The organism is Nonomuraea rubra, from assembly GCF_014207985.1.
GTDB lineage: Bacteria > Actinomycetota > Actinomycetes > Streptosporangiales > Streptosporangiaceae > Nonomuraea > Nonomuraea rubra.
Genome location: NZ_JACHMI010000001.1, coordinates 1,021,091 through 1,042,730 on the forward strand (window position 1 = coordinate 1,021,091; position 21,640 = coordinate 1,042,730).

The following is a 21,640-nucleotide window of genomic DNA, read 5'->3' on the forward strand; positions in this document are numbered from 1 at the left end:
GAATCCGCCGCAGGTGGTGACCAGGTCAGGACGTGGCCGGTGGTGCGCCGGGCGGGTTACCCGGTCCAGGCCGCCGTGGTGTCGAGGCGTTCGCGCCACAGCTTCTCCCCGCCCCCGCCCGGCTCCCAGCGGGTGCAGAAGTCGAGCAGGCCGCGGCAGCGCTCGATCATGGCCGCGTGCCGTTCGGCCCAGGGCGGGACGGGGTCGCCGTACGCGGTGAAGAAGTGCGGGAGCAGCGGCACGTGCTCGGGGTGGTGGCTGCGGACGATCCACTCGACCCAGGCCAGGTCCTCCACGGGCCGGCCCGGGTGGGCCCATTCCCAGTCGAGGATCGCGGCGGTCTCGAACGTGTCGGGGTGGAACAGCATGTTCTGCGGCCCATAGTCGCCGTGCACGATGCCGAGCCGGTGGATGCGTGCCAGCATCCGCCCGCACTCGGTGAACACCTCCACCGCCCGGCCGTCGTCGAGGAGGTCCTGGCCGTGGGAGCCGTCGACGAAGCGGGTGGTCAGGCTCGTGGCGGTGACCTGATGGACCCGGGGGACCGGGAGGCGGCCACGCAGGCGCCGCAGGTATCTGCTCTCCGTGCTCAGCCTGAACGCCGCTTCGGGCCCCTCGTAGCACTTCACGACCAGGGCGCCGTCGCCGAACGTGCTGTTGGTGTACCCGTGCTTCACAAGGGTCGATTCTGACGCATCCGCACCCCTGCCGGGTGCCTCGGCGCGCCATCCGCGCGGCTCCGATACACGATGTAAGGACGGAACAAATACCCCAACGGGGCGGAAAGAGCGTGCACCAAGCGGCTGAACGGGAAAAGCAGGAACAGCGCCATCCCGATGAGCGTGTGCACCTTGTAAAGACCGCTCGCGTGCCCCATCGCCTCCGCGTCGGGCCGCAGCACGAAGATGCCGCGGAACCACGGCGCGACCGTGGTCCGGTAGCTCACCTCGCTCGGCACGAACCCCGCCACCGTCGTCACCACGCCCGCGATGATCGAGGCCGCGAGCACCACGTACATCACCTTGTCGTTGACCGTGGTCGCCAGGAACACCGGGCCGTTGGTGCGGCGGCGGTAGATCAGCAGGCCCAGCGCCACCAGCGTGGCCACGCCCGCCAGGCCGCCCCAGATGAGCGCGTTGGCGTGGTACGCCTCGTTCGACAGCCCGATGGCGTTGGTCCACGACAGCGGGATCAGCAGGCCGGTCACGTGGCCGACGATCACGATCAGCAGGCCGTAGTGGAACAGCGGGCTGGCCACGCGCAGCAGCGGGCTCTCGTAGAGCTGGGAGGAGCGGGTGGTCCAGCCGAACTTGTCGTACCTGTAGCGCCAGATCAGCCCGCCGATGAAGATCACCAGAGTGACGTACGGCGAGACGACCCAGAGGATGCTCTCCGCCCAGCTCACCGGTACCCTCCCACGCTCTCGGCCGGCGGCCCGCCGGCGGCCAGGCGGGCCGCCCTGTCCCGGTCGGCGGGGGTGAGCGGGGGCAGCGCGGCGCAGACCGTGCCGATCACGTGCCGGTACGGCGAGTCCCGCTCGGTCAGGGCGGTGAGCAGGAGCTCCAGCCCGGCCCGGTGCTCCTGCAGCAGCTCGGCGCCGGAGGGCTCGCACGCGGCGAACTCCAGCATGACGGGCAGGAAGTCGGGCAGCTCGTCGTCCATCAGCTCCCAGCCCGCCGTCCGGTAGCGGTGCTTCAGCCCGGCCAGCGACTCGCCACGGCGGCGGGTGTCGCCGTCGGTGTAGTACGTCAGGTAGAGGCAGCAGCGCCGCTGCAGGTCGAAGGTGTCCACGTAGTGGGCGGCCAGCTCCCCGGGGCCCAGCTCCTCCGCCAGCGCGAGGAACGCCGTGAAGTACGGCTCGGCGGCCTCCCTGATCAGCGGGAGGCGGCGCCAGAACCGTTCGTCGGGGTAGGCGAGCAGGTGCGCGGCGGCCTGCCAGATCACCGGCCGGGTCATGAGCACCTCCGCTGCGCCGGGAACTGGGTCATGAGCTCCTCCGTTTCGGTGGGAAGAGGCCGGCGGGGGTGCCGCGGCCGTCCCAGTTGAGCAGGTTCACCCGGTCGTGGGTGACCTCGCTGCTCGTCTGGCGCTCCTTGAGGCCGTGGAAGTTCTCGATCGCGACCGGCACCGGACGCCCCGACGCCTCGCCGAACGGCTGCTGCATGCCGGGCCCGCCGTCGTAGTCGAGGCTGCAGCCGCCCTCCTCGACGACGCCGGGCACGTTGCCGTACGCGGTCGGGATCACGTACCGGTCCTCGTACTTGGCCACGGCGAGCAGCCGGTACATGGCCTCCAGCTCCGGGTCCTCAGGCGGCCGTTCGCCCAGGTTGACCGCCCGCATGTACGACCGCATCTCCGCCAGGCGGCGCAGCGCGGCCGTCACGGGCGCCGGGTCGCCGGCGGTGAACAGCTCGGCCAGGTAGCCGATGGGGATGCGCAGCGCGTCGATGGCGGCGAACAGGTTGTCCGCGTCCTCGCCGTCGTGGCCGGTGGCGGACAGGGCGTCCACGACGGGGGAGAGCGGCGGGACGTACCAGACCATGGGCAGCGTGCGGTACTCCGGATGCAGGGGGAGCGCGAGGCGGTACCTCTTGATCAGGTCGTAGACGGGCGACCTGCGGGCGGCGTCAAGCCAGTCCGACGGCAGCCCGGCGGCCGCGGCGGCCGGGCTGTGCGGGTCGATGAACAGGTCGAGCTGCGCCTCGTACAGGTCGCGCTCGTCCGTCACCGAGGCCGCCTCCGTGACGCGGTCGGCGTCGTACAGCAGCACTCCGATGTAACGCAGGCGGCCCACGCACGTCTCCGAGCAGACCGTCGGCAGCCCCACCTCCACCCGCGGGTAGCAGAACGTGCACTTCTCGGCCTTGCCTGTCTTGTGGTTGAAGTACACCTTCTTGTACGGGCAGCCGGTCACGCACATCCGCCACCCCCTGCACCGGTCCTGGTCCACCAGCACGATGCCGTCCTCGGCCCGCTTGTACAGGGCGCCGGACGGGCAGGAGGCCACGCAGGACGGGTTCAGGCAGTGCTCGCAGATGCGCGGCAGGTAGAACATGTACGCCTGCTCGAACGCCACCTTGACCTGCTCCGACAGCTTCGCCAGCACCGGGTCCGGGCTGGGGTCGCCGCCGAGGTCGTCGTCCCAGTTCGCGCTCCAGCCGATCTTCACGGGCTCGCCGGTGATCAGGGACCTGGGCGGCGCGACGGGGACGTCGTCGGAGAGCGGGGCGTTGGTGAGGTTCTCGTAGTCGTAGGTCCAGGGCTCGTAGTAGTCCTGGATGGAGGGCATGAGGGGGTTGGCGAAGATGGTCAGCAGCTTGCGCAGGCGGCCTCCGGCACGCGGCTTGAGCCTGCCGCCGCGGGTGAGCTCCCAGCCGCCGCGCCAGCGTTCCTGGTCCTCGTAGCGCCTGGGGTAGCCCTGGCCCGGGCGGGTCTCGACGTTGTTGAACCAGACGTACTCGACTCCCGGCCTGTTCGTCCAGGTCTGCTTGCAGGTGACCGAGCAGGTGTGACAGCCGATGCACTTGTCCAGGTTCATCACCATGGCGATCTGGGCCATCGGCTTCATCAGTACCTCACGTCCTGTGATCTGCGGCGGATGGTGGTGATCTCGTCGCGCTGGTTGCCGGTGGGGCCCAGGTAGTTGAAGCCGTACGAGAGCTGGGCGTGGCCGCCGATCAGGTGCGTGGGTTTGATGAGAACCCTGGTCAGCGCGTTGTGGATGCCGCCGCGCCGGCCCGTGGCCTCCGACTTCGGCACGTCGATCAGGCGGTCCTGGGCGTGGTACATGTACACGGTGCCCTTCGGCATGCGGTGGGAGACGATGGCCCTGGCCACGACGACGCCGTTGCGGTTGACCGCCTCGATCCAGTCGTTGTCGGCGATGCCGAGGTCGGTGGCGTCCTCGACGGAGATCCAGATCGTCGGGCCGCCCCTCGACAGCGAGAGCATCAGCAGGTTGTCCTGGTACTCGGAGTGGATGGACCACTTGCTGTGCGGGGTGAGGTAGCGCAGGGTGCCGCTCTCGCCGTACAGCGCGGCCAGGTCCAGCGGGGGGCGGTAGATCGGCAGGGCCTCGCCGTACTCGTGCATCCAGTCGTGGTCGAGGAAGAAGTGCATGCGGCCGGTCAGCGTGTGCCAGGGCTTGCCGTTCTCGACGTTGATCGTGAAGGGGGAGTAGCGGCGCTTGTGCGACTCCTTGCCCGACCACTCGGGGCTGGCGGCGACGTGCACCGGCCTGGCCTGGGTGTCGCCGAAGACGATGCGGTGGTCCTCGTGGGTCAGGCCGTCGAAGCTCGTGCCCGTGCGCTGGGCGAGCTGGCGGAAGCCCTGGACGGCCAGCCTGCCGTTGCTCACGCCTGACAGGGCGAGGATCGTCTCGCACGCCTTGGCCGAGTTGTCCAGCTCCGGCCTGCCCTTGGCCGTGCCGCGCGGCACCAGGCCGCAGCGCTGGCCCAGCCAGGCCACCTCCTCGTCGGGCAGGAACGTCACGCCCTTGACCTGGATGCCCAGCTTCTCCGTGAGCGGTCCCAGCGCGGCGAGCTTCTCGGCCGTGGCGCCGTAGTCGCGCTCCACCACCTTCAGGCCGAAGCCGGTGCGGCCGGCCAGCTCGGTGGGGGTGTCGTGCTGGTGCGCCACCGCGACGACGTCCCTGCGCACGCCCAGGTGGTCCGCGGCCAGGTCGCTGAACGCGCGGGCGATGGCGTGGAAGGCGGCGAAGTCCGTCCTGGTCTCCCAGGGCGGGTTGATGGCCGGGTTGAAGGCGTGCACGAACGGGTGCATGTCCGTGGAGGAGAGGTCGTACTTCTCGTACCAGGTGGCGGCGGGGAGCACGACGTCGGAGAAGACCGTGGAGCTGGTCATCCGGAAGTCGAGGGTGACGAGGAGATCCAGCTTGCCCTTCGGCGCGTCCGGGTCGGGGCTCTCCAGGTTGGAGCGGGCGCCGAGGAGGTGGTGCAGGAAGTACTCGTTGCCCTTGGCGGAGGAGCCGAGCAGGTTCGAGCGCCAGAGGGTGAGCACGCGGGGCCAGTTGCGCGGGTCGTCCGGGTTCTCGGCCGCGAGCTTGAGCCTGCCCGCGTCGAGCTCGGCCCTGGTGTACGCGACGGGATCCTCGGCGTCGCCGAGGTCGAGCGGGTTGCGGTCGAAGGTGGGCGCCATCGGCATCCAGCCGTTGCGCACGGACTCCGCCACCAGGTCGGCGGTGTGCTTGCCGCGGAAGTCGCCCCTGGCCAGCGGGCTGGCGAGCGCACCGGCGTCGAAGTGGTCGTAGCGCCACTGGTCGGTGTGCAGGTACCAGTACGGGGTGCCGGGGACCTGCCTGGGCGGCCTGGACCAGTCGAGGGCTCCGGCCAGGAGCTGCCATCCGGCGAGGGGCCGGCACTTCTCCTGGCCGACGTAGTGCGCCCAGCCGCCGCCGTTGCGGCCCTGGCAGCCGGTCAGGAGGAGCAGCGACAGGAACGCGCGGTACATCGTGTCGCCGTGGAACCACTGGGCGGTGCCCGCGCCCAGGATGATCATGCAGCGGCCCTCGGTGGCCTCCGCGGTCCTGGCGAACTCCCTGGCGATCTTGACCGCCCGGGCGGCGGGGACGCCGGTGATGGGCTCCTGCCAGGCCGGGGTGCAGGGCTGGGCGGGGTCGTCGTAGTCGCTGCCCACGCCGTACTGGGCCAGGAGGAGCTCGAAGACCGTGGTGACCGTCCTGCCGGCCACCCGGGCGGTGGGCACGCGCCTGCGCAGGGAGTGGCCGCCGTCGAAGCGGGGGAGCAGGATCTCCGCCTCCTCGCCGCCGCGCAGGGTGAGCTTCGGGGACGTGTCCAGGTTCAGGTTCCAGCGGCCCATGCCGGAGTCGGTCCAGCGGAAGCCGGCCGAGCCGTTCGGGACCACCGGCTCGCCGGTCTCCTCCGACAGCAGCACGGTCTTCCACCCGGCCGACTCCTCCTGGGAGCCGAGGTCCTGCGCCGTGAGGAACCTGCCGGGCACGTACGCCCCGCCCGCCTCGCCGCGCCTTTCCAGCGTGACGAGGAACGGCAGGTCGGTGAAGCGCTTGACGTAGTCCGTGAAGTACGGCGTCTCGCGGTCGACGAAGAACTCCTTCAGCAGCACGTGCCCCATCGCCATGGCCAGGGCCCCGTCCGTGCCGGGCCGCACCGCGAGGAACTCGTCGGCGAACTTGGCCGCGTCGCTGTAGTCGGGGGAGACCACCACGACCTTCTGGCCCCGGTAGCGGGCCTCGGCCATCCAGTGGGCGTCCGGGGTGCGGGTGACGGGCACGTTGGAGCCCCACATCACCAGGTACGCGGCGTCCCACCAGTCCGCCGACTCCGGGACGTCGGTCTGGTCGCCGAACACCTGGGGAGAGGCCACGGGGAGGTCGGCGTACCAGTCGTAGAAGGAGAGCATGGTGCCGCCGATCAGCGACACGAAGCGGGCGCCGGTGGCGTGGGAGACCATGGACATGGCCGGGATGGGGGAGAACCCGGCGATGCGGTCGGGTCCGTACGCCTTGATGGTGTGGACGTGGGCGGCGGCGATCAGCTCCGTGGCCAGCTCCCATGAGACGCGGACGAGCCCGCCACGACCCCGGGCGCTCTGGTATCTCTCCCGCTTTTCCGGATTTGTCGTGATTTCGGCCCAGGCGGCCACCGGGTCGCCGAGCCGCCGCCGAGCCTCGGCGTACATCTCGACCAGCACACCCCTCGCGTACGGGTAACGCACCCGGGTCGGCGAGTAGGTGTACCAGGAGAACGCGGCCCCGCGCGGGCAGCCGCGCGGCTCGTACTCGGGGCGGTCGGGGCCGACGCTCGGATAGTCGGTCTCCTGCGTCTCCCACGTGATGATGCCGTCCTTGACGTACACCTTCCACGAGCACGAGCCCGTGCAGTTCACGCCGTGGGTCGACCTGATCACCTTGTCGTGGCTCCAGCGGTCGCGGTAGAAGGCGTCGCCCTCCGTGCCGCCCTTCAGGAAGAGGGTGTGCAGGTCGCCGGTGGTGGTCGACCGGCGTAGGAAGCGGCCGGTCTTCAGCAGGAGGTCCTCGGCGGTCATACCCCCACTTCATCACAGAAGGTGACCCTCTGTTACACAGGGTGTATGTCTGAGCTTCGTAAAGGTTCTGAGCTTCGTAAAGGGCAGGTGCGGAACCTGGCTCTGGCCACGGTGGCGTTCGCGGTGACGTTCTGGGCCTGGAACCTCATCGGACCGCTGTCCGGAAGCTACAGCAGGATGTTGCACCTGTCGCCGACGCAGACCTCGCTGCTGGTGGCCATCCCGGTGCTGGTCGGCTCGCTGGGACGGATCCCGATCGGCATGCTGGCCGACCGGCTCGGCGGGCGGCGCATGTTCGCGATCATCTGCTTCGTGTCGATCGTGCCCGTGCTGTTCGTGGGCTGGTCCGACTCGTACGGATGGCTGCTGTTCTGGGGCTTCCTGCTCGGCATCCCCGGCACGTCCTTCGCCATCGGCATCCCCTTCGTGAACGCCTGGTACGAGCCCGAGCGGCGCGGATACGCGACCGGCGTGTTCGGGGCGGGCATGGGCGGCACGGCGCTGTCGGCGTTCTTCACCCCGCGCCTGGTCGAGGAGTTCGGCAGGCCCCAGGCGCACCTGCTCATGGCGGCGGTGCTGGCGCTGATGGGCATCGTCATGCTGGGCGGCAGCCGCGACTCGCCCCGCTGGTCGCCCGCCACCGGCTCCGCGCTGCCGCGCGTGCGGGAGGCGCTGAAGATCAGGGCGACCTGGCAGTGCGCGTTCCTGTACGCGGTGGCCTTCGGCGGGTTCGTGGCGTTCTCCACCTACCTGCCGACGTTGCTGCAGAACGTCTACCACTTCGCGCAGACCGACGCCGGGCTGCGTACCGCCGGGTTCTCGATCGCGGCCGTGCTGTCCAGGCCGCTCGGCGGGACGGCCGCCGACCGGATCGGGCCCGTCAAGGTGCTGGCGATCTCGTTCGCCGGGACCGCGCTGATGGCGCTCGTGCTGACGCTGGAACCGCCCGTCGAGGTGCCCGCCGGGCTGAGCTTCGTGCTCATGGCGTTCTTCCTCGGGCTGGGGACCGGCGGGGTGTTCGCGCTGGTGGCCCAGGTGGTGGAGGCGTCCAGGGTGGGGACCGTCACCGGGCTGGTCGGCGCGGCGGGAGGGCTGGGCGGGTACTTCCCGCCGCTGGTCATGGGGGTCGTCTACGCCGCCACCGGCGCGTACACCGTGGGTTACGTGCTGCTGGCCGTCACGGCGGCGGTGGCGCTGGTGTACACCTTGCGGGCGTTCCGGCGGTGACGAAAATGGTTTGCCGCGTGCGGGGGCGGCTGTCAGGGTTGTCAGGCTATGCGCTCCCTTCCTGAGGCCGATCCCGGCGTGCCCGACATCCGCAGCCCGCTGCGTTTCCTGTGGTGGAACGCGCGGCGCCAGGCGGTGCCGTTGCTCGCGGGCATCGGCTACGCCAGCCTGTGGTGGCTGGTGCAGGCGCTCATGCCGGCCGTGCTCGGGAAGGGCATCGAGGCCGTCACCGCGAAGAACACCGGCTCGCTGCTGGTGTGGTCGGCGATCCTGCTCGGGCTCGGGCTGCTGCAGGCGTTCACCGGGATCATGCGGCACCGGATGGCCGTCTTCAACTGGCTGGCCGCCGCGTACCGCACCGTGCAGCTCACCTCCAGGCAGGCCGCCAGACTCGGCGCCACGCTGCCGAAGCGGCTGTCGACCGGCGAGGTCGTCAGCGTCGGCAACTCCGACATCGCGCACATCGGCAGCTCCATGGACATCCTGCTGCGCGGCGTCGGCTCGATCCTGGCCATCGTCACCGTCACCGTGATCCTCATCTCGACCTCGCTGCCGCTCGGGCTGCTCGTGCTCTTCGGCGTGCCCCTCATGGCCGTCGCCGTCGGGCCGCTGCTGCGGCCGCTGCACAGGAGGCAGCAGGCGCAGCGGGAGCTGTCCGGCGAGCTGTCCACCCGCGCCGCCGACATCGTGGCCGGGCTGCGCGTGCTGCGCGGCATCGGCGGGGAGCAGGTGTTCGCCGCCCGCTACCGCGCCGAGTCCCAGCGCGTACGGCACGCCGGGGTCCGCGTCGCCGGGGTCGAGTCGGTGCTCGAAGGCGCCCAGGTCGTGCTGCCCGGGCTGCTCATCGCGATCGTCACCGGCGTCGGCGCCTCCTTCGCCGTCGCCGGCGACATCCCCACCGGCCAGCTCGTCGCCTTCTACCTGTACGCCGTGTTCCTCATCGGGCCCATGCGCACGCTCACCGAGGCCGCCGACAAGCTCACCAAGGGGCACGTCGCCGCCGGGCGGGTGATCAGGATCCTGTCCATCGAGCCCGAGGTCGGCGGGGGCAGCGGCACGAGCGAGGGCGGCGTGCTGCGCGACTCGTACAGCGGTGTAACGCTCCAACCGGGCACGCTCACCGCCGTGGCCGCCGCCGATCCCGACGACGCCATCGCCATCGCCGACCGGCTCGGCCGCTACGCCGAGGGCGACGTCACGTTCGGCGCGGTGGAGCTGCGCACGCTGCCGCTGGAGCAGGTCCGCTCGCGGATCCTGGTCGCCGACAACGGCGCCAGGCTGTTCAACGGCCGGCTCCGCGACGAGCTCGACGTGCGCGGCGCCGCCACCGACGCGCAGATCAGCGAGGCCCTCGACGCCGCCTGCGCCACCGACATCGTCGAGGCCCTGCCCGACGGGCTCGACGCGCAGGTCGCCGAGGCCGGGCGCGAGTTCTCCGGCGGGCAGCAGCAGCGGCTGCGGCTGGCCAGGGCGCTGGTGACCGACCCCGAGGTGCTGATCCTGGTCGAGCCCACCAGCGCCGTGGACGCCCACAGCGAGGCCCGCATCGCCGAGCGCCTGGCCAAGGCCCGCTCGGGGCGTACCACCCTGATCTGCACCACCAGCCCGCTCGTGCTCGACCGGGCCGAGCACGTGATCTACGTCGAGAACGGCCGCGTGCTGGCCGAGGGGACGCACCGCCAGCTCCTGGACGGCTCCCCCGCCTACGCCGCGACTGTGACCCGAGGGGAGGACTGATGGCCAGGGAGATCCTGCCGGTCGCCGACCGCAAGCAGGTGCGCGCCTACGCCAGGCGGCTGACGCTGAAGTACCCGCGCCGGCTCGCGCTGGCCCTCGTCCTGCACGGCCTGGCCGCCGTCGCCGGGCTGGTCGTCCCGTGGCAGCTCGGCGACCTGGTGGAGCGGATCCAGCAGGGCGCCGAGGTCGACGTCGCCGTCGTGGCCGCCGCCATCGGCGCCTTCCTGCTGCTGCAGGGCCTCCTCGTCCGGTACGCGGTGCTGGCCTCCGCCAGGCTCGGCGAGAAGGTGCTGGCCGAGCTGCGCGAGGAGTTCGTGGACCGGGTGCTCGCCCTGCCGCTGTCCACCGTCGAGCGGGCCGGCTCCGGCGACCTCATCACCCGCACCTCGCGCGACGTGGACGCGCTGTCGCGCACCGTGCGGCACGCCGTGCCCGAGACGCTGATCGCGATGGTCACGTTCGTGATCACCGTCGGCGCGCTGATGCTGGTCGGGCCGCTGCTCATGCTGCCGATGCTGGCCGCCGGGCCGGTGTTGTGGATCGCCACCCGGTGGTACCTGCGCCGCGCCCGCGACGGCTACCTGCGCGAGAACGCCGCCTACGCCGACGTCACCGAGGGGCTGGCCGAGACCGTCGAGGGCGCCAGGGCCGTGGAGGCGCTGGGCCTGCGCGAGCGGCGGCGGGCGCGTACCGACGGCGACATCGCCCGCTCGTACGCGGCCGAACGGTACACGCTGGGCCTGCGCACCACCTGGTACCCCGCCGTCGAGCTGGGCTACGTCATCCCCGTGGTCGGCGCGCTGCTGGTCGGCGGCCTGTTCTACATCGAAGACTGGGTGACGGTGAAGCAGGTCGTCGCGGCCATCCTGTACGCGCAGCAGCTCGTCGACCCGCTCGACCGGTTCCTGATGTGGGTGGACGAGCTGCAGGTGGGCGCGGCGTCGATGGCGCGGCTGCTGGGGGTGGCCAACGTCTCCGACGACCGGGCACCCGCCGCGGCGCGGCCCTCCGGGGAGCTGCTGGAGGCGTCCGGGGTCCGGTACGCGTACCGGGAGGGACGCGACGTGCTGCACGACGTGTCGCTCACCGTCCAGCCCGGCGAGCGGCTGGCCATGGTGGGGCCGTCCGGGGCCGGGAAGTCCACCCTGGGGCGGCTGCTGGCCGGCATCCACGGCCCCCGCACGGGGTCCGTCACCGTGGGCGGCGTGCCGCTGGTGGACCTGCCGCTGGACGAGCTGCGCGGGCACGTCGCGCTCGTTACCCAGGAGCACCACGTGTTCAAGGGCACGCTGCGCGACAACCTGCTCATCGCCCGCCCCGACGCCGCCGACGACGCCGTGCTCAAGGCCCTGGAGGCGGTGGACGCGCTCGACTGGGTGCGGGGGCTACCGTCCGGGCTCGACACCGAGGTGGGGTCGGGCGGGTTCGCGGTGCCGCCGGCGCAGGCGCAGCAGCTCGCCCTCGCCCGGCTGGTCCTCGCCGACCCGCACACGCTGGTGCTCGACGAGGCCACGTCCCTGATCGACCCGCGTGCGGCCAGGCATCTGGAACGGTCGCTGGCCGCCGTGCTGGAAGGGCGGACCGTGATCGCCATCGCGCACCGGCTCTACACGGCGCACGACGCCGACCGGGTGGCCGTGGTGGAGGACGGGCGGATCAGCGAGCTGGGGTCGCACGAGGAGCTGGTGGCCGAGGGTGGCTCGTACGCGGCGCTCTGGAGCAGCTGGCACGGCGGCCCGGCCCCGCGTCCCGCACCTTCACTCGACGACTAGATCGTCCGGTGCTGATCGGGCGAGGCCGGCTAGGACGGTCAGAGCCCGGGACAGGGTGTCAGGGGTGGGGGAGGCCAGGCCGAGGCGGACGGCGTTCGGAGCGCTGTTGGGGCTGACGGCGAAGGCGGCGGCGGGGGTGACCGCGATGCCGTACCGGGCGGCGGTCGCCACGAACGTGTCGGCCCGCCACGGCGGCGGCAGCTCCCACCAGCAGTAGTAGGAGCGCGGGTCGCCGCGGACGGCGAAACCGGCGAGGCATCGGGCGGCGATCTCCTGGCGCATGGCCGCGTCCCGCTGCTTGGCGCGGGCCACCGACCGCGCGGTGTCGTCCGTCAGCCAGCGGGTGGCCGCCTCCAGCGCGAACCGCATCGGCGTCCACCCGCCCGAGCGCAGCGCCGTCGCCACGCGCGGCACGGCGGAGCCGGGCACGACGGCGAACCCCAGCGACAGGCCCGGCGCGAGCCGCTTGGACAGGCTGTCCACGAGGATCGTGCGCTCCGGCGCGAACGCGGCCAGGGGCGGCAGGTCGTCGCGGAGGAACGACCAGATGGAGTCCTCGATCGCGGGCACGTCCAGGCGGTCGAGCACGCCCGCGAGCTCGGCCCTGCGCTCCGCGGGCATGCTGATCGACAGCGGGTTGTGCAACGTCGGTTGCACGTAGATCGCCTTGAGCGGGGCCCTGCGCGAGGCGGCCTCGACCGCCGCGGGATCCAGCCCCGCCTCGTCCACCCGCAGCGGGACGAGCGTGACCCCGACCCGCGCCGCGAGCCCCTTGAGCACCGGGTAGGTGAGCTCCTCCACCCCGAGTCGCGCGCCGGCGGGGACCAGCGCGGCGATGGCCGCCGCGATCACCTGGCGGCCGTTGCCCGCGAACAGCAGCCGCTCCTCGTCCGGGCGCCACTCCCCGCGCGCCAGCAGGTCGGCGACCACGCGCCGGGCCGGCGGGGTGCCCGCCGCGCCGACCGGCCGCATGGACGCCTCCAGCACGTCGGCACGCAGCAACGGGCCGATGCCGTCGGCGAGCAGCCTGGACTGCTCGGGAACGACGGGGTAGTTGAGCTCCAGGTCGACCCTGCTGCCGGTGGGCTCGACCAGCGCCGGCCCCGGCTGCGGCACGGCGGCCCTGACGAACGTGCCCCGGCCGACCTCCCCTACGGTCAGCCCGCGACCGGCCAGCTCCCGGTAGACGCGGGCGGCGGTGGAATCGGCGATGCCGTGGCGCCGCGCGAAGACCCGCTGCGGGGGCAGCCGGTCACCCGGGCGCAGCCGCCCCGCCGCGATGTCCGCGGCGACGGAGTCCGCGATGCGCCGGTAGTCCTCCATGCTCACGGAGGATTATCGTAATTGATCCGAGTGCAATCGTAGGTATTGTACCGAGATTGTGTCGTCGATAGCTTCGCTGTCATGGTCGAACAGAGTGCGGTGATCGGCGTGGTGCTCGTGGCGCTCGGCATGGTGCTGTCGCCGGGGCCGAACATGATGTACCTCGTCTCCCGCAGCACCAGCCAGGGCCGGCGAGCCGGGATCATCTCCCTGGCCGGGGTGGCGGCGGGCTTCCTCGTCTACCTGGTGGCAGCGAACCTCGGGCTGGCCGTGGTGTTCTCCGCCTTTCCCGGGCTGCTGACCGTGATCCGGGTCGCGGGGGCGATGTACCTGCTGTGGCTGGCCTGGAAGACGCTCAAGCCCGGCGGGGTGTCGGTCTTCGCGGCGCGGGAGGTGCCGCCCGACTCCCCGCGCAGGCTCTTCCTCATGGGGCTGATGACGAACCTGCTCAACCCGAAGATCGCCCTTCTGTACGTGTCCGTCATCCCGCAGTTCATCGACCTGGAGCGGGGGGATGTGCTGCTGCAGGGGATCGTTCTGGGTTGCGTGCAGGTGGCGGTCGCTCTCCTGGTCAACCTCTCGATCGTGGTCGCGGCGGGCGGTATCGCGGGGTTTCTGGCGGCACGGCCCTCTTGGTTGCGGCTGCAACGGCTCACCATGGGCTCCCTCCTCGCCGCCCTGGCCATCGGCCTCGCCTTCTCCTGACCCGGCCGGCCCGTGCGGTGGGGTGCCGATCGCGGAGGTAGCCGAGATCGGCGAGGCCGTTGGCTCATGCCGCCAGGCGCCGATCGCGGAAGCGGCCGGAGATCGGTGAGGCCGTTGGCCGTGCGGCGGCGTCGTCGACGCGGCCGGGGATCGCCGGGGCAGTGGTCTCACACCACGGGCCGCCAGTCCGGGCCGTCGGCGGTGTCGTGGACGCGGCCGAAGACGACGTCGGCGAAGTGCCCGCCGAAACCGATCGTGCCGGGCCTCTGCAGTTCCTTGACCAGCCGGCGCCGGTGCACGGTCGACTCCACGGAGTCCACATCCACGCCGGCAGACCATTCCGGATGGCGAATCTGCACCGCGGAGTGCAGCGCATCCCCGAAGACGATCAGGCGCTGACCGCCGGACGAGATCGTGTAGCTGACATGCCCCACCGTGTGCCCCGGCGTGAACATGGCCCGCACCCCAGGAAAGACCTCCTCGCCGTCGGCGACGGTACGCGCCTGCGGCTCCATCGTGGCGAGCATCTCCCCGGTGATGTCGTTGACCGCACTCAGGTGCCGCTGCGTCCACTCCGGCTCGCCGAACAGGTACGCGGCGCGCCCGAAGGCCGGCCGGTCACTGCCGGGGGCGAGGTGGTGGGCCCAGCCCAGGTGGTCGGGGTGGAGGTGGGTGAACGCCACGGCTTCGATGTCCTCCGGCGTACGACCCAGCTCGGCGAGATTGCCGAGCAGGTCGCCCCCGCGCAGGGCGCCGATCCTCTCGTTGCCGGGGTCGTCGGGCATGGACACCGGGCCCACACCGGCGTCGATCATCAGGGCCCGCTCGCCGTACTCGATGAGCAGCCCGCCGATCGTGGCCACCAGGTTCCCGTCGTCGTCGAGGTAGGCGGCGTTGTCCTGCCAGTCCTGCTCCGTCGCGGCGGGGAGCCAGCCGTACGGCTTGAGTGCCACCACTCCGTCGGGCACGTAGCTGATCTTGAGGTCGCCGAGCTGGAGCGAACGGATGAGGGACGTACGGCGCAAGCGCTCTTCAAAGGTGCTCATGGGGCAGAAACTTACAACTAGAACTATTCAAGCTGCAAATGTCATGACTTGGGGTATTGTTCACGGCATGACGTCGCTCGATGGCCCGTTCGCCACAACCGAACAGGAGCTCGCCGACGCCGCCAGTGCCACCGACGCCGCCAGTGCCACCGACGCTGGCAGTGCCGCCGACGCTCGAAGTGCGGCTGCCGAAGCGCAAGCTCTCGCCGAACGGAACCTCTGCGGGCTCGTCAGCGCGCTGTCCCGGCAGATCGAGCAGCACGTGCGGGAGCGGGCGGTCACCCTCAACCTGACCGCCCCGCAGGCGACCGCGCTACGCGAGCTCAGCGCCCCGCTCACCATGCGGGACCTGGCCGACCGGATGGGCTGCGAGCCGTCGAACGCCACGTTCGTCATCGACCGGCTGGAGGAGCAAGGGCTCGTCGAGCGACGCCCCCACCCGAGCGACCGCCGCGCCAAGCAACTCGTCCTGACCTCCGAGGGGAGCGCCTTGCGGGAGCGACTGCTGGAGATCCTCACGGAGGGCTCGCCCATGGCGGGATTCTCCCCGCAGGAGCAGACCCTCCTCCAGGATCTCCTCCAGAGGGCCCTCCACTGAACGAGCGCCCCCGTACCTCTGGGGGCTGCGGCCGCATCTGGTGTGCACGCCGGCCGGGCAGCCGGCGCTGTTCGCACTGAGCGGTGCCAAGGCCGATGAGCGCCAGGTCCTGCCTGGCATGCTGCAGGCCCTGGCCGCCCGGCCGGGTCACACGATCAATCGCCGATCGGCAGTACTACCGCCGCCTCTTCGAAGCCGGGCTCGCCGAGCGTGAGCTGCACCAAGCGCTCCCTGGCCGCATACGACCACCAGCCGTAGCCAGGCCCCTTGGCCTCACTCATCCAGACCGTGGATCCATGGTCGCGGTCAGCAGGTTCATCTCGGGCCCTGGGCGCACCGGTAGCTCTCTTGCGGGGGAACCACGCGCTTTGCGCTCTGGTTCATCGTGCCAGCCCCTCCTGCGGGGTCGCGGCGCGGCTGAAGGTGGCCACCACGACCTGTCCGGCCGCCCCGCTGGTCAGGGGTGGGTGGCGGTGGTCAGGCGTACCTTCCCGCGGAGTTGTACGCCGTCCGGGGTTTCGTGGGGGCGTAGGGCGTCGCGGATGGTGTCGCGGAGGGTGGCGATCGCCGGTTCGTCGAGGTGGGAGAGGTTGTAGCGGACCGGGCCCATGGCGCAGATGTGGGTGGCCGCCTCGGTGGCGTCGCGGCCGAGGTTTTCCATGGCTTCGACGATGGTCATGTCGATGCCGGTGAAGCCTGCGTCGGTCAGGACCTGGTGGATGCGGGTGGGATCGGTCATGGACATCATGCCCTGGGCGGCGGGGGACGGGCGGCGCATGTGGTCGCGCAGGGCGGCGGTGGCGCGGGCGTAGTCGCCGTCGGGGGATGACGGGACCGAGGTGATGATGGCCAGGCGGCCGCCGGGGCGGAGGGCGCGGGCGATGTTGGCGAAGCCGGCGACGAGGTCGGCGAAGAACATCACGCCGCCACGGCTGATGGCCACGTCGTACTTGCCGTCGCCGAAGGCGTGGACCTGTGCGTCTCCCTGCTCGAAGACGGCGTTGTGCACGCCTTGGGCGGCGGCGTCGGCACGGGCTCGCTCCAGCATCGGGGCTGACAGGTCGATGCCCAGGGCGGTGCCTCGTGACGCCCTGCCGGCCGCCAGCAGGGTGGTGCGGCCGGTGCCGCATCCCACGTCCAGGACCTGGTCGTCCGCCTGGATCGCGGCGGCGGTGAAGAGCGCGTCGTTGAAGCCGTCGAGCATGCCGTTGTAGTAGCGCGGGTTGTCGGCCCAGAGCTTGCCCTCCCATCCGTTCCAGGCCTCGGCTTGTTGGGTGTTGGCGATGTCGAGCATGATGCGACCCCTCGTCACTCGATTACTGGAGTTGGACTCTAGTGATTGTTACTAGAGTTAGACTATAGAAATGTAGGCGTCAAGGGGCGAGTGGTGATCAGCAGGAGGTTTTGGCGGGGGGCAGGGTGCCGACTGTCAGGTAGCGGTTGATGTGGTCGCGGGCGCAGGTGTTCGTGCCGTAGAGGGTGTGGCCGGGGCCGTCGTGGCGGATGGTGACGCTGCCCGGGACCTGGGCGAGGACGCGTTCCGTTGCGTCCGACTCGCCCCATGCGCCTGCGGCGAGCAGGGGAGGGAGGTTGTCGGGGAGGGGCGCCGGTGGGTTGGTGACGGGGACGGGCCAGCCGATGCAGTTGAGGGTGTTCGTGGCGAAGGTGTTGGCGGCGCCGGCGTTGGGGGCGAGCTTGCGCAGCCGGGCGATCGTCGTCGTCAGTTGCTTGAGGGTGGTGAAGCGGGGCCAGTCGGTGCATTCCGTGACCGGGGTGGCCTGGTCGGGGTAGCGGGCGCCCCTGGCGGGGACGAAGTCGGAGGCGTCGCCCTTGCTCGCCTTGCGGATCGCGGTGGCCAGCTTGGGCCAGGCCGCTTCGCCCTGGCGGGCCAGGCCCAGGGCGAAGGATTGGAGGTCGCCGGACTTGTAGGCGACGTTCGGCGTCCTGGTGGGTACGGGGGTGCCGGTCGCGCGGGCGATCAGCTTGCGCCAGAGGGCGGGGACGTCCTTGCAGTCGTGGGCGGTGCACCAGGTGAAGAAGCGCCGCAGGTGCTGCTCGTTCGTGGTGGCCATGGCCTCGAGCTCTCGCTGCCAGTCGGCGGCGCTGTGGTTCCACGTGCCGTCCAGGACCATGGTGCGGAGGTTGCCTGGGAAGAGGCGGGCGTAGGCCTGGCCGTAGAAGCCCGCGTAGGAGGCGCCGTAGTAGTTGAGCCGGTCGTCGCCCAGTGCCTTTCTGATCGCCTCCATGTCTCTGGCGTGGTCGGCCGAGCTCATGTTGGCGAACAGCTCCGGGTCTTTCAGGCGGCAGGCCTCGGCGTAGCCGCGGTTGGTGTCGGACAGGCGGCCGAAGTCGGCGTCGTCGCGCGGGAGGTCGGCGATGGGGATGCGGGTCCAGGTGCATGGCAGGCCCGTGCTGAGGCCCTGGAACTGGTCGCTGCCGTAGCCTCGCGTGTCCCATGTGATGACGTCCATGCTCTTGCGCAGGTCGGTCCACCAGCTCTGGAGAGATCGGGTCATGGCGATGCCTGGGGCGCCCGGGCCGCCGTAGGCGATCAGGACCGAGCCTTTCGGGGTGCCGGTGGATTTCAGGCGGCCGAGTCTGAGGGTGATCTTGCGGCCTTCCGGCTTCTGCCAGTCGGCCGGGACTTGGAGGTCGGCGCATTCCAGCCCGGTGTCGTTGTTGTTGTCGTTGGGGCATGGTTGCCAGCTGAGTGTGCTGGTGGTGGGGGCCGATGCTTGCAAGGGCTGCAGGGTTGTGCCGAGCATGGCGAGGGTCAGGGCGAGGGGCTTCAGCATGCGTTCACGATGCCGGAGCGGGTGGGTGGGCCGCGTCGGACCACGGTTTGGTCTTCGGGGGAGGGATGTCGGACCACGGGTTGATCGACCGCGTGGTGAGGGAGAGCGGATCGCGTGGCTGGGCCAGGTCGGCGGGCGTGCCGGACAGGGAGGCAGGGGCGCCGTCTAGATCGGCCGCGTGCGGGGTGCGAGGTGGCACACCACGCCAGCGAGAGCTGCCGGGCGGGCGCCGGCGGAGGTACGCGGTCACGTAGTGCCAAGCCGCCGAACGGGCGTCGGCGGAGGTACGCGGTCACGCGGCGGAGAACCGCCGAGAAGGGCGCCGGCGGACGAACGTCGTCACGCCGGCGCCGAAACTTCCAAGGGCCGGTGCGGCCCGGGATCAGCCCAGTGACTTCTTCAGGAAGTCCACCTGGAGCAGCATCAGGTTCTCCGCCACAACCTCCTGCGGCGTCATATGCGTTACCCCCGACAACGGCAACACACTGTGCTGCCGCCCAGCCGCCAGCAACGCCGACGACAGCCGCAGGGTATGCGCGGCCACCACGTTGTCATCGGCCAGCCCGTGGATGAGCATCAACGGCCGCTCCAGCTTGGCCGCGTCCGCGAACAGCGACGACTTCTCGTACACCTCCGGCTGCTGCCCCGGATCCCCCAGGTACCGCTCGGTGTAGCAGGTGTCGTACAGCCGCCAGTCCGTCACCGGCGCCCCCGCCACCGCGGCGTGGAACACGTCGGGGCGGCGCAGCACCGCGAGCGCCGCCAGGAAGCCGCCGAACGACCAGCCGCGGATGGCCACCCGCGTCAGGTCGAGGTCGTCGGGGTACTGCTCGGCCACGCCGTGCAGCGCGTCGATCTGGTCCTCCAGGGCGGGGGTCGCCAGGTCGCCGAGCACGGCGCGCTCCCACTCGGTGCCCCGGCCTGGGGTGCCGCGGCCGTCGGCCACGATGACGGCGAAGCCCTGCTCGGCGAACCACTGGCTCTCCAGGAACGCCCCGCGCCGGTTGAGCACCCGCTGCGCGTGCGGCCCGCCGTACGGGTCCATGAGGACGGGGAGCCTGCCGGACCCCTGCTCGTACCAGGTGGGCAGCACCACGGCGGTGGCCAGCTCGCGGCTGCCGGAGCGGCCGAGCGAGACGCGCAGGTCGAGGCCGGGGCGCTCGGCGAACGACGGGATCGGGACGGCCATGCCGTCGCGGCGGACGACCGTGGTCGAGACGCCCTCGTCGTCGAGGCTCTGCTCGCTCAGCACGCCGACCCCGCCCGCCATCCGCCCGGAGAACACCCCGGAACGGGTCGAGACGGGCAGCAGCGAGTGCCCGTCCCACGTCCACAGGTGGATCTCGGTGGGGTCGCCGCTCGCGCTGAACAGCACGCTGTCGTGGTCGACGTCGAGCACGGCGCGCACCTGCAGCGTCGGCGGGGTGACGGCGCGGTCGCCGACGAACAGCCGGTGGCCGCCCTCGGAGTTGGCCACCCAGACCAGCGAGCCGTCGTCGAGGTGCGCGGGCACGCCGCCGACGATGTCGATCCACGCCGGGTCCGTGTCCTCGCGCACGAGGGTGGACGCGCCGGTCGCCGGATCGACCGAGAACAGCCGCATCGTCCGCTGGTCGCGGGTCAGCGTCACGATCGACAGCGCGTGGGAGTCCCACGCCGCCGTGACGAGGTACTCCTCCTCGTACGGCACCGCCACCCGCGACCCGTCGAGCCCCAGCACGAACAGCTCGGTACGCGCGTTGGGCGTGCCCGCGGCCGGATAGCGCTGGGCCGTCGGCGTGCGGTCGGGGTTGGCCGGGTCGGCGATGTGCCACACGTGCACGGGAGCCTCGTCGGCCCGCTCGACGAGGAGCGCGTCGCCGTCGGGCGACCACCAGTAGCCGCGCATGCGGTCCATCTCCTCGGCGGCGATGAACTCGGCCAGCCCGTACGTCACCGTCTCCGACTCCGGCGAGGCCAGCGCACGGGAGTGGCCGGTGGTCAGGTCGTGCACCATCAGCGAGCCGTTGCAGACGTAGGCGACGTGCCGCCCGTCGGGCGAGAGGCGCGGGTCGATGACGGGGCCGGGCGAGTAGAGCCGGTTCGTCTCCCCGTTCGCCAGGTCGACCACGTGCAGCCCGCCGGACAGCGCGAAGCAGGCCCTGGTCAGCGCGGTGTCGGCGGCGTAGGCGACCACGCCGCCCGCGGCCTCGCGGCTGCGCTCGCGCCTGGCGCGCTCCTCCGGCGGCAGGTCCTCCTCGTCGGCGTGGAGCGTGCGCGGATCGACCACCAGCCGCTCGACGTGGGTCTCGGTGTCGAGCTCCCACAGGCAGGTCACCGGATCGGTGCCCGACCTCGTCCGCAGGAACACCACCCGGCCGCCGTCCGGGGAGATCGTGAAGCCGCGGGGAACCCCCAGGGTGAATCGTCGGGTCCTGGCTGACAGGCGCGGGAAGCTCTCGCTCATGGCCTCAATCCTGCCATTGCTACGCTCGTGGGCATGACTGATCGACGGCTCCTGCTCGTGCACGCCCACCCGGACGACGAGTCGATCGGCACCGGCGCGACCATGGCCAAGTACGTCGCGGAAGGCGCCCACGTCACGCTGGTGACCTGCACCCTCGGCGAGGAGGGGGAGATCATCCCCGGTGATCTCGCGCACCTGGCCGCCGACCGGGGCGACGCGCTGGGCCCGTACCGGATCGGCGAGCTCGCGGCGGCGTGCCAGGCGCTGGGCGTCGAGGACCACCGGTTCCTCGGCGAGCCGGGCCGCTGGCGCGATTCCGGCATGATGGGCGTGGCCTCCAACGACCACCCGCGCGCGTTCTGGGGCGCCGACCTCGACGAGGCGGCGGGGGAGCTGGTCAAGGTCATCCGCGAGGTACGCCCGCAGGTCCTCGTCACCTACGACGCCAACGGCTTCTACGGCCACCCCGACCACATCCAGGCGCACCGGGTTTCGCGCAGGGCGTTCGAGCTGGCGGCGAAGCCGGGCTTCGGCGAGGGCGAGCCGTGGCAGATCGCGAAGTTCTACCACACGGCCGTCGCCAGGTCCGTCATGCGGCGCGCGGCCGAGGCGCTGGGCGAGGCGGACGTCGACTTCCTGACGGAGAACGTCGACGACATGCCGTTCGGCAGCCCCGACGAGGACATCACCACCGAGATCGACGCCCGCCCCTGGATCGGCAACAAGCTGGAGGCGCTGCGCGCGCACGCCACCCAGATCAGCGTCCGGCCCCCCTGGTACGCGCTGTCGAACAACATCGGCCAGGAGGTGCTGGCGGTCGAGCACTACACGCTGGCCATCGGCGTCCCCGGCCCTCCGGTGCCAGGGCCGCCGGTCGACGCGGGAGGCCTCGGTGAGCCGCACAACCGCGAGAACGATCTCTTCGCGGGCATCCACTAACCTCATTC

At 71.4% G+C, this 21,640-nt stretch carries 16 protein-coding genes and 1 pseudogene; 7 read left to right on the top strand and 10 right to left on the bottom strand.

The window, feature by feature from the left end; translation table 11 throughout:
* Positions 1 to 56: 56 nt before the first annotated feature.
* From HD593_RS04725 to HD593_RS04745, 5 genes are read right to left on the bottom strand one after another with little or no spacing between them, the layout of a single operon-like run.
* The gene (locus HD593_RS04725; protein WP_185100892.1) at positions 57 to 677 is read right to left on the bottom strand and encodes a phosphotransferase; all 621 of its coding nucleotides are present in this window, start codon (positions 675 to 677) and stop codon (positions 57 to 59) included.
* Entirely contained in the window at positions 674 to 1,405 is a 732-nt protein-coding gene (gene narI / locus HD593_RS04730) for a respiratory nitrate reductase subunit gamma (protein ID WP_185100893.1), read from the bottom strand. The genes HD593_RS04725 and narI overlap by 4 nt, the downstream gene beginning before the upstream one ends.
* The gene (gene narJ, locus HD593_RS04735) at positions 1,402 to 1,956 is read right to left on the bottom strand and encodes a nitrate reductase molybdenum cofactor assembly chaperone (protein WP_185100894.1); all 555 of its coding nucleotides are present in this window, start codon (positions 1,954 to 1,956) and stop codon (positions 1,402 to 1,404) included. The genes narI and narJ overlap by 4 nt, the downstream gene beginning before the upstream one ends.
* Positions 1,957 to 1,984: 28 nt before the next feature.
* The gene (narH, locus tag HD593_RS04740) at positions 1,985 to 3,568 is read right to left on the bottom strand and encodes a nitrate reductase subunit beta (RefSeq protein WP_185100895.1); all 1,584 of its coding nucleotides are present in this window, start codon (positions 3,566 to 3,568) and stop codon (positions 1,985 to 1,987) included.
* Entirely contained in the window at positions 3,568 to 7,044 is a 3,477-nt protein-coding gene (locus HD593_RS04745; RefSeq protein ID WP_185100896.1) for a nitrate reductase subunit alpha, read from the bottom strand. The genes narH and HD593_RS04745 overlap by 1 nt, the downstream gene beginning before the upstream one ends.
* 45 nt (positions 7,045 to 7,089) lie before the next feature.
* Here HD593_RS04745 and HD593_RS04750 point away from each other — a divergent pair, with 45 nt between their 5' ends.
* The 3 genes from HD593_RS04750 to HD593_RS04760 are packed head-to-tail and all read left to right on the top strand — an operon-like array spanning position 7,090 to position 11,780.
* Positions 7,090 to 8,271, top strand: coding sequence for an MFS transporter (locus tag HD593_RS04750; RefSeq protein ID WP_185100897.1), 1,182 nt, complete (start codon positions 7,090 to 7,092; stop codon positions 8,269 to 8,271).
* A 48-nt stretch (positions 8,272 to 8,319) separates the two neighbouring features.
* Entirely contained in the window at positions 8,320 to 10,008 is a 1,689-nt protein-coding gene (locus HD593_RS04755; protein WP_185100898.1) for an ABC transporter ATP-binding protein, read from the top strand.
* Positions 10,008 to 11,780 carry an ABC transporter ATP-binding protein gene (locus HD593_RS04760; protein WP_185100899.1) on the top strand — a complete coding sequence of 591 codons (1,773 nt, stop codon included), beginning with the start codon at positions 10,008 to 10,010 and terminating at the stop codon, positions 11,778 to 11,780. Before HD593_RS04755 ends, HD593_RS04760 begins: the two co-directional genes overlap by 1 nt.
* On the opposite strand, the gene HD593_RS04765 is transcribed toward HD593_RS04760, so the two are convergent.
* Positions 11,766 to 13,103 (bottom strand): aminotransferase-like domain-containing protein, encoded by a 1,338-nt coding sequence (locus HD593_RS04765; protein WP_185111663.1) that lies wholly within the window; start codon positions 13,101 to 13,103, stop codon positions 11,766 to 11,768. The two genes, HD593_RS04760 and HD593_RS04765, sit on opposite strands and share 15 nt — an antisense overlap.
* 81 nt (positions 13,104 to 13,184) lie before the next feature.
* Between HD593_RS04765 and HD593_RS04770 the strand changes: the two genes are divergently transcribed.
* Positions 13,185 to 13,808 (top strand): LysE family translocator, encoded by a 624-nt coding sequence (locus HD593_RS04770; RefSeq protein WP_185100900.1) that lies wholly within the window; start codon positions 13,185 to 13,187, stop codon positions 13,806 to 13,808.
* Between the two features lie 167 nt (positions 13,809 to 13,975).
* On the opposite strand, the gene HD593_RS04775 is transcribed toward HD593_RS04770, so the two are convergent.
* A complete protein-coding gene (locus tag HD593_RS04775; RefSeq protein WP_185100901.1) occupies positions 13,976 to 14,854 on the bottom strand; it encodes an MBL fold metallo-hydrolase in 879 nt (292 codons plus the stop codon).
* 67 nt (positions 14,855 to 14,921) lie between these two features.
* Between HD593_RS04775 and HD593_RS04780 the strand changes: the two genes are divergently transcribed.
* Together HD593_RS04780 and HD593_RS65000 are read left to right on the top strand one after the other, a co-directional pair.
* Positions 14,922 to 15,452 (top strand): MarR family winged helix-turn-helix transcriptional regulator, encoded by a 531-nt coding sequence (locus tag HD593_RS04780; protein ID WP_185100902.1) that lies wholly within the window; start codon positions 14,922 to 14,924, stop codon positions 15,450 to 15,452.
* Positions 15,453 to 15,465: 13 nt separating this feature from the next.
* A pseudogene (locus HD593_RS65000) lies at positions 15,466 to 15,703 on the top strand (transposase); the annotation flags it as partial.
* 206 nt (positions 15,704 to 15,909) lie between these two features.
* Here the strand turns inward: HD593_RS65000 and HD593_RS04785 are convergent.
* The 3 genes from HD593_RS04785 to HD593_RS04795 all read right to left on the bottom strand — a co-directional run bounded on the left by HD593_RS04785 (position 15,910) and on the right by HD593_RS04795 (position 20,693).
* Positions 15,910 to 16,746, bottom strand: a complete 837-nt coding sequence (locus HD593_RS04785) for a class I SAM-dependent methyltransferase (RefSeq protein ID WP_185100903.1) — start codon at positions 16,744 to 16,746, stop codon at positions 15,910 to 15,912.
* Between the two features lie 97 nt (positions 16,747 to 16,843).
* Entirely contained in the window at positions 16,844 to 18,247 is a 1,404-nt protein-coding gene (locus HD593_RS04790; RefSeq protein ID WP_185100904.1) for an alpha/beta fold hydrolase, read from the bottom strand.
* A 382-nt stretch (positions 18,248 to 18,629) separates the two neighbouring features.
* On the bottom strand, positions 18,630 to 20,693 hold the full coding sequence (locus tag HD593_RS04795) for a S9 family peptidase (RefSeq protein WP_185100905.1): 2,064 nt from the start codon (positions 20,691 to 20,693) through the stop codon (positions 18,630 to 18,632).
* A 33-nt stretch (positions 20,694 to 20,726) separates the two neighbouring features.
* Between HD593_RS04795 and mshB the strand changes: the two genes are divergently transcribed.
* On the top strand, positions 20,727 to 21,632 hold the full coding sequence (mshB, locus tag HD593_RS04800; protein ID WP_185100906.1) for an N-acetyl-1-D-myo-inositol-2-amino-2-deoxy-alpha-D-glucopyranoside deacetylase: 906 nt from the start codon (positions 20,727 to 20,729) through the stop codon (positions 21,630 to 21,632).
* Positions 21,633 to 21,640: the final 8 nt, after the last annotated feature.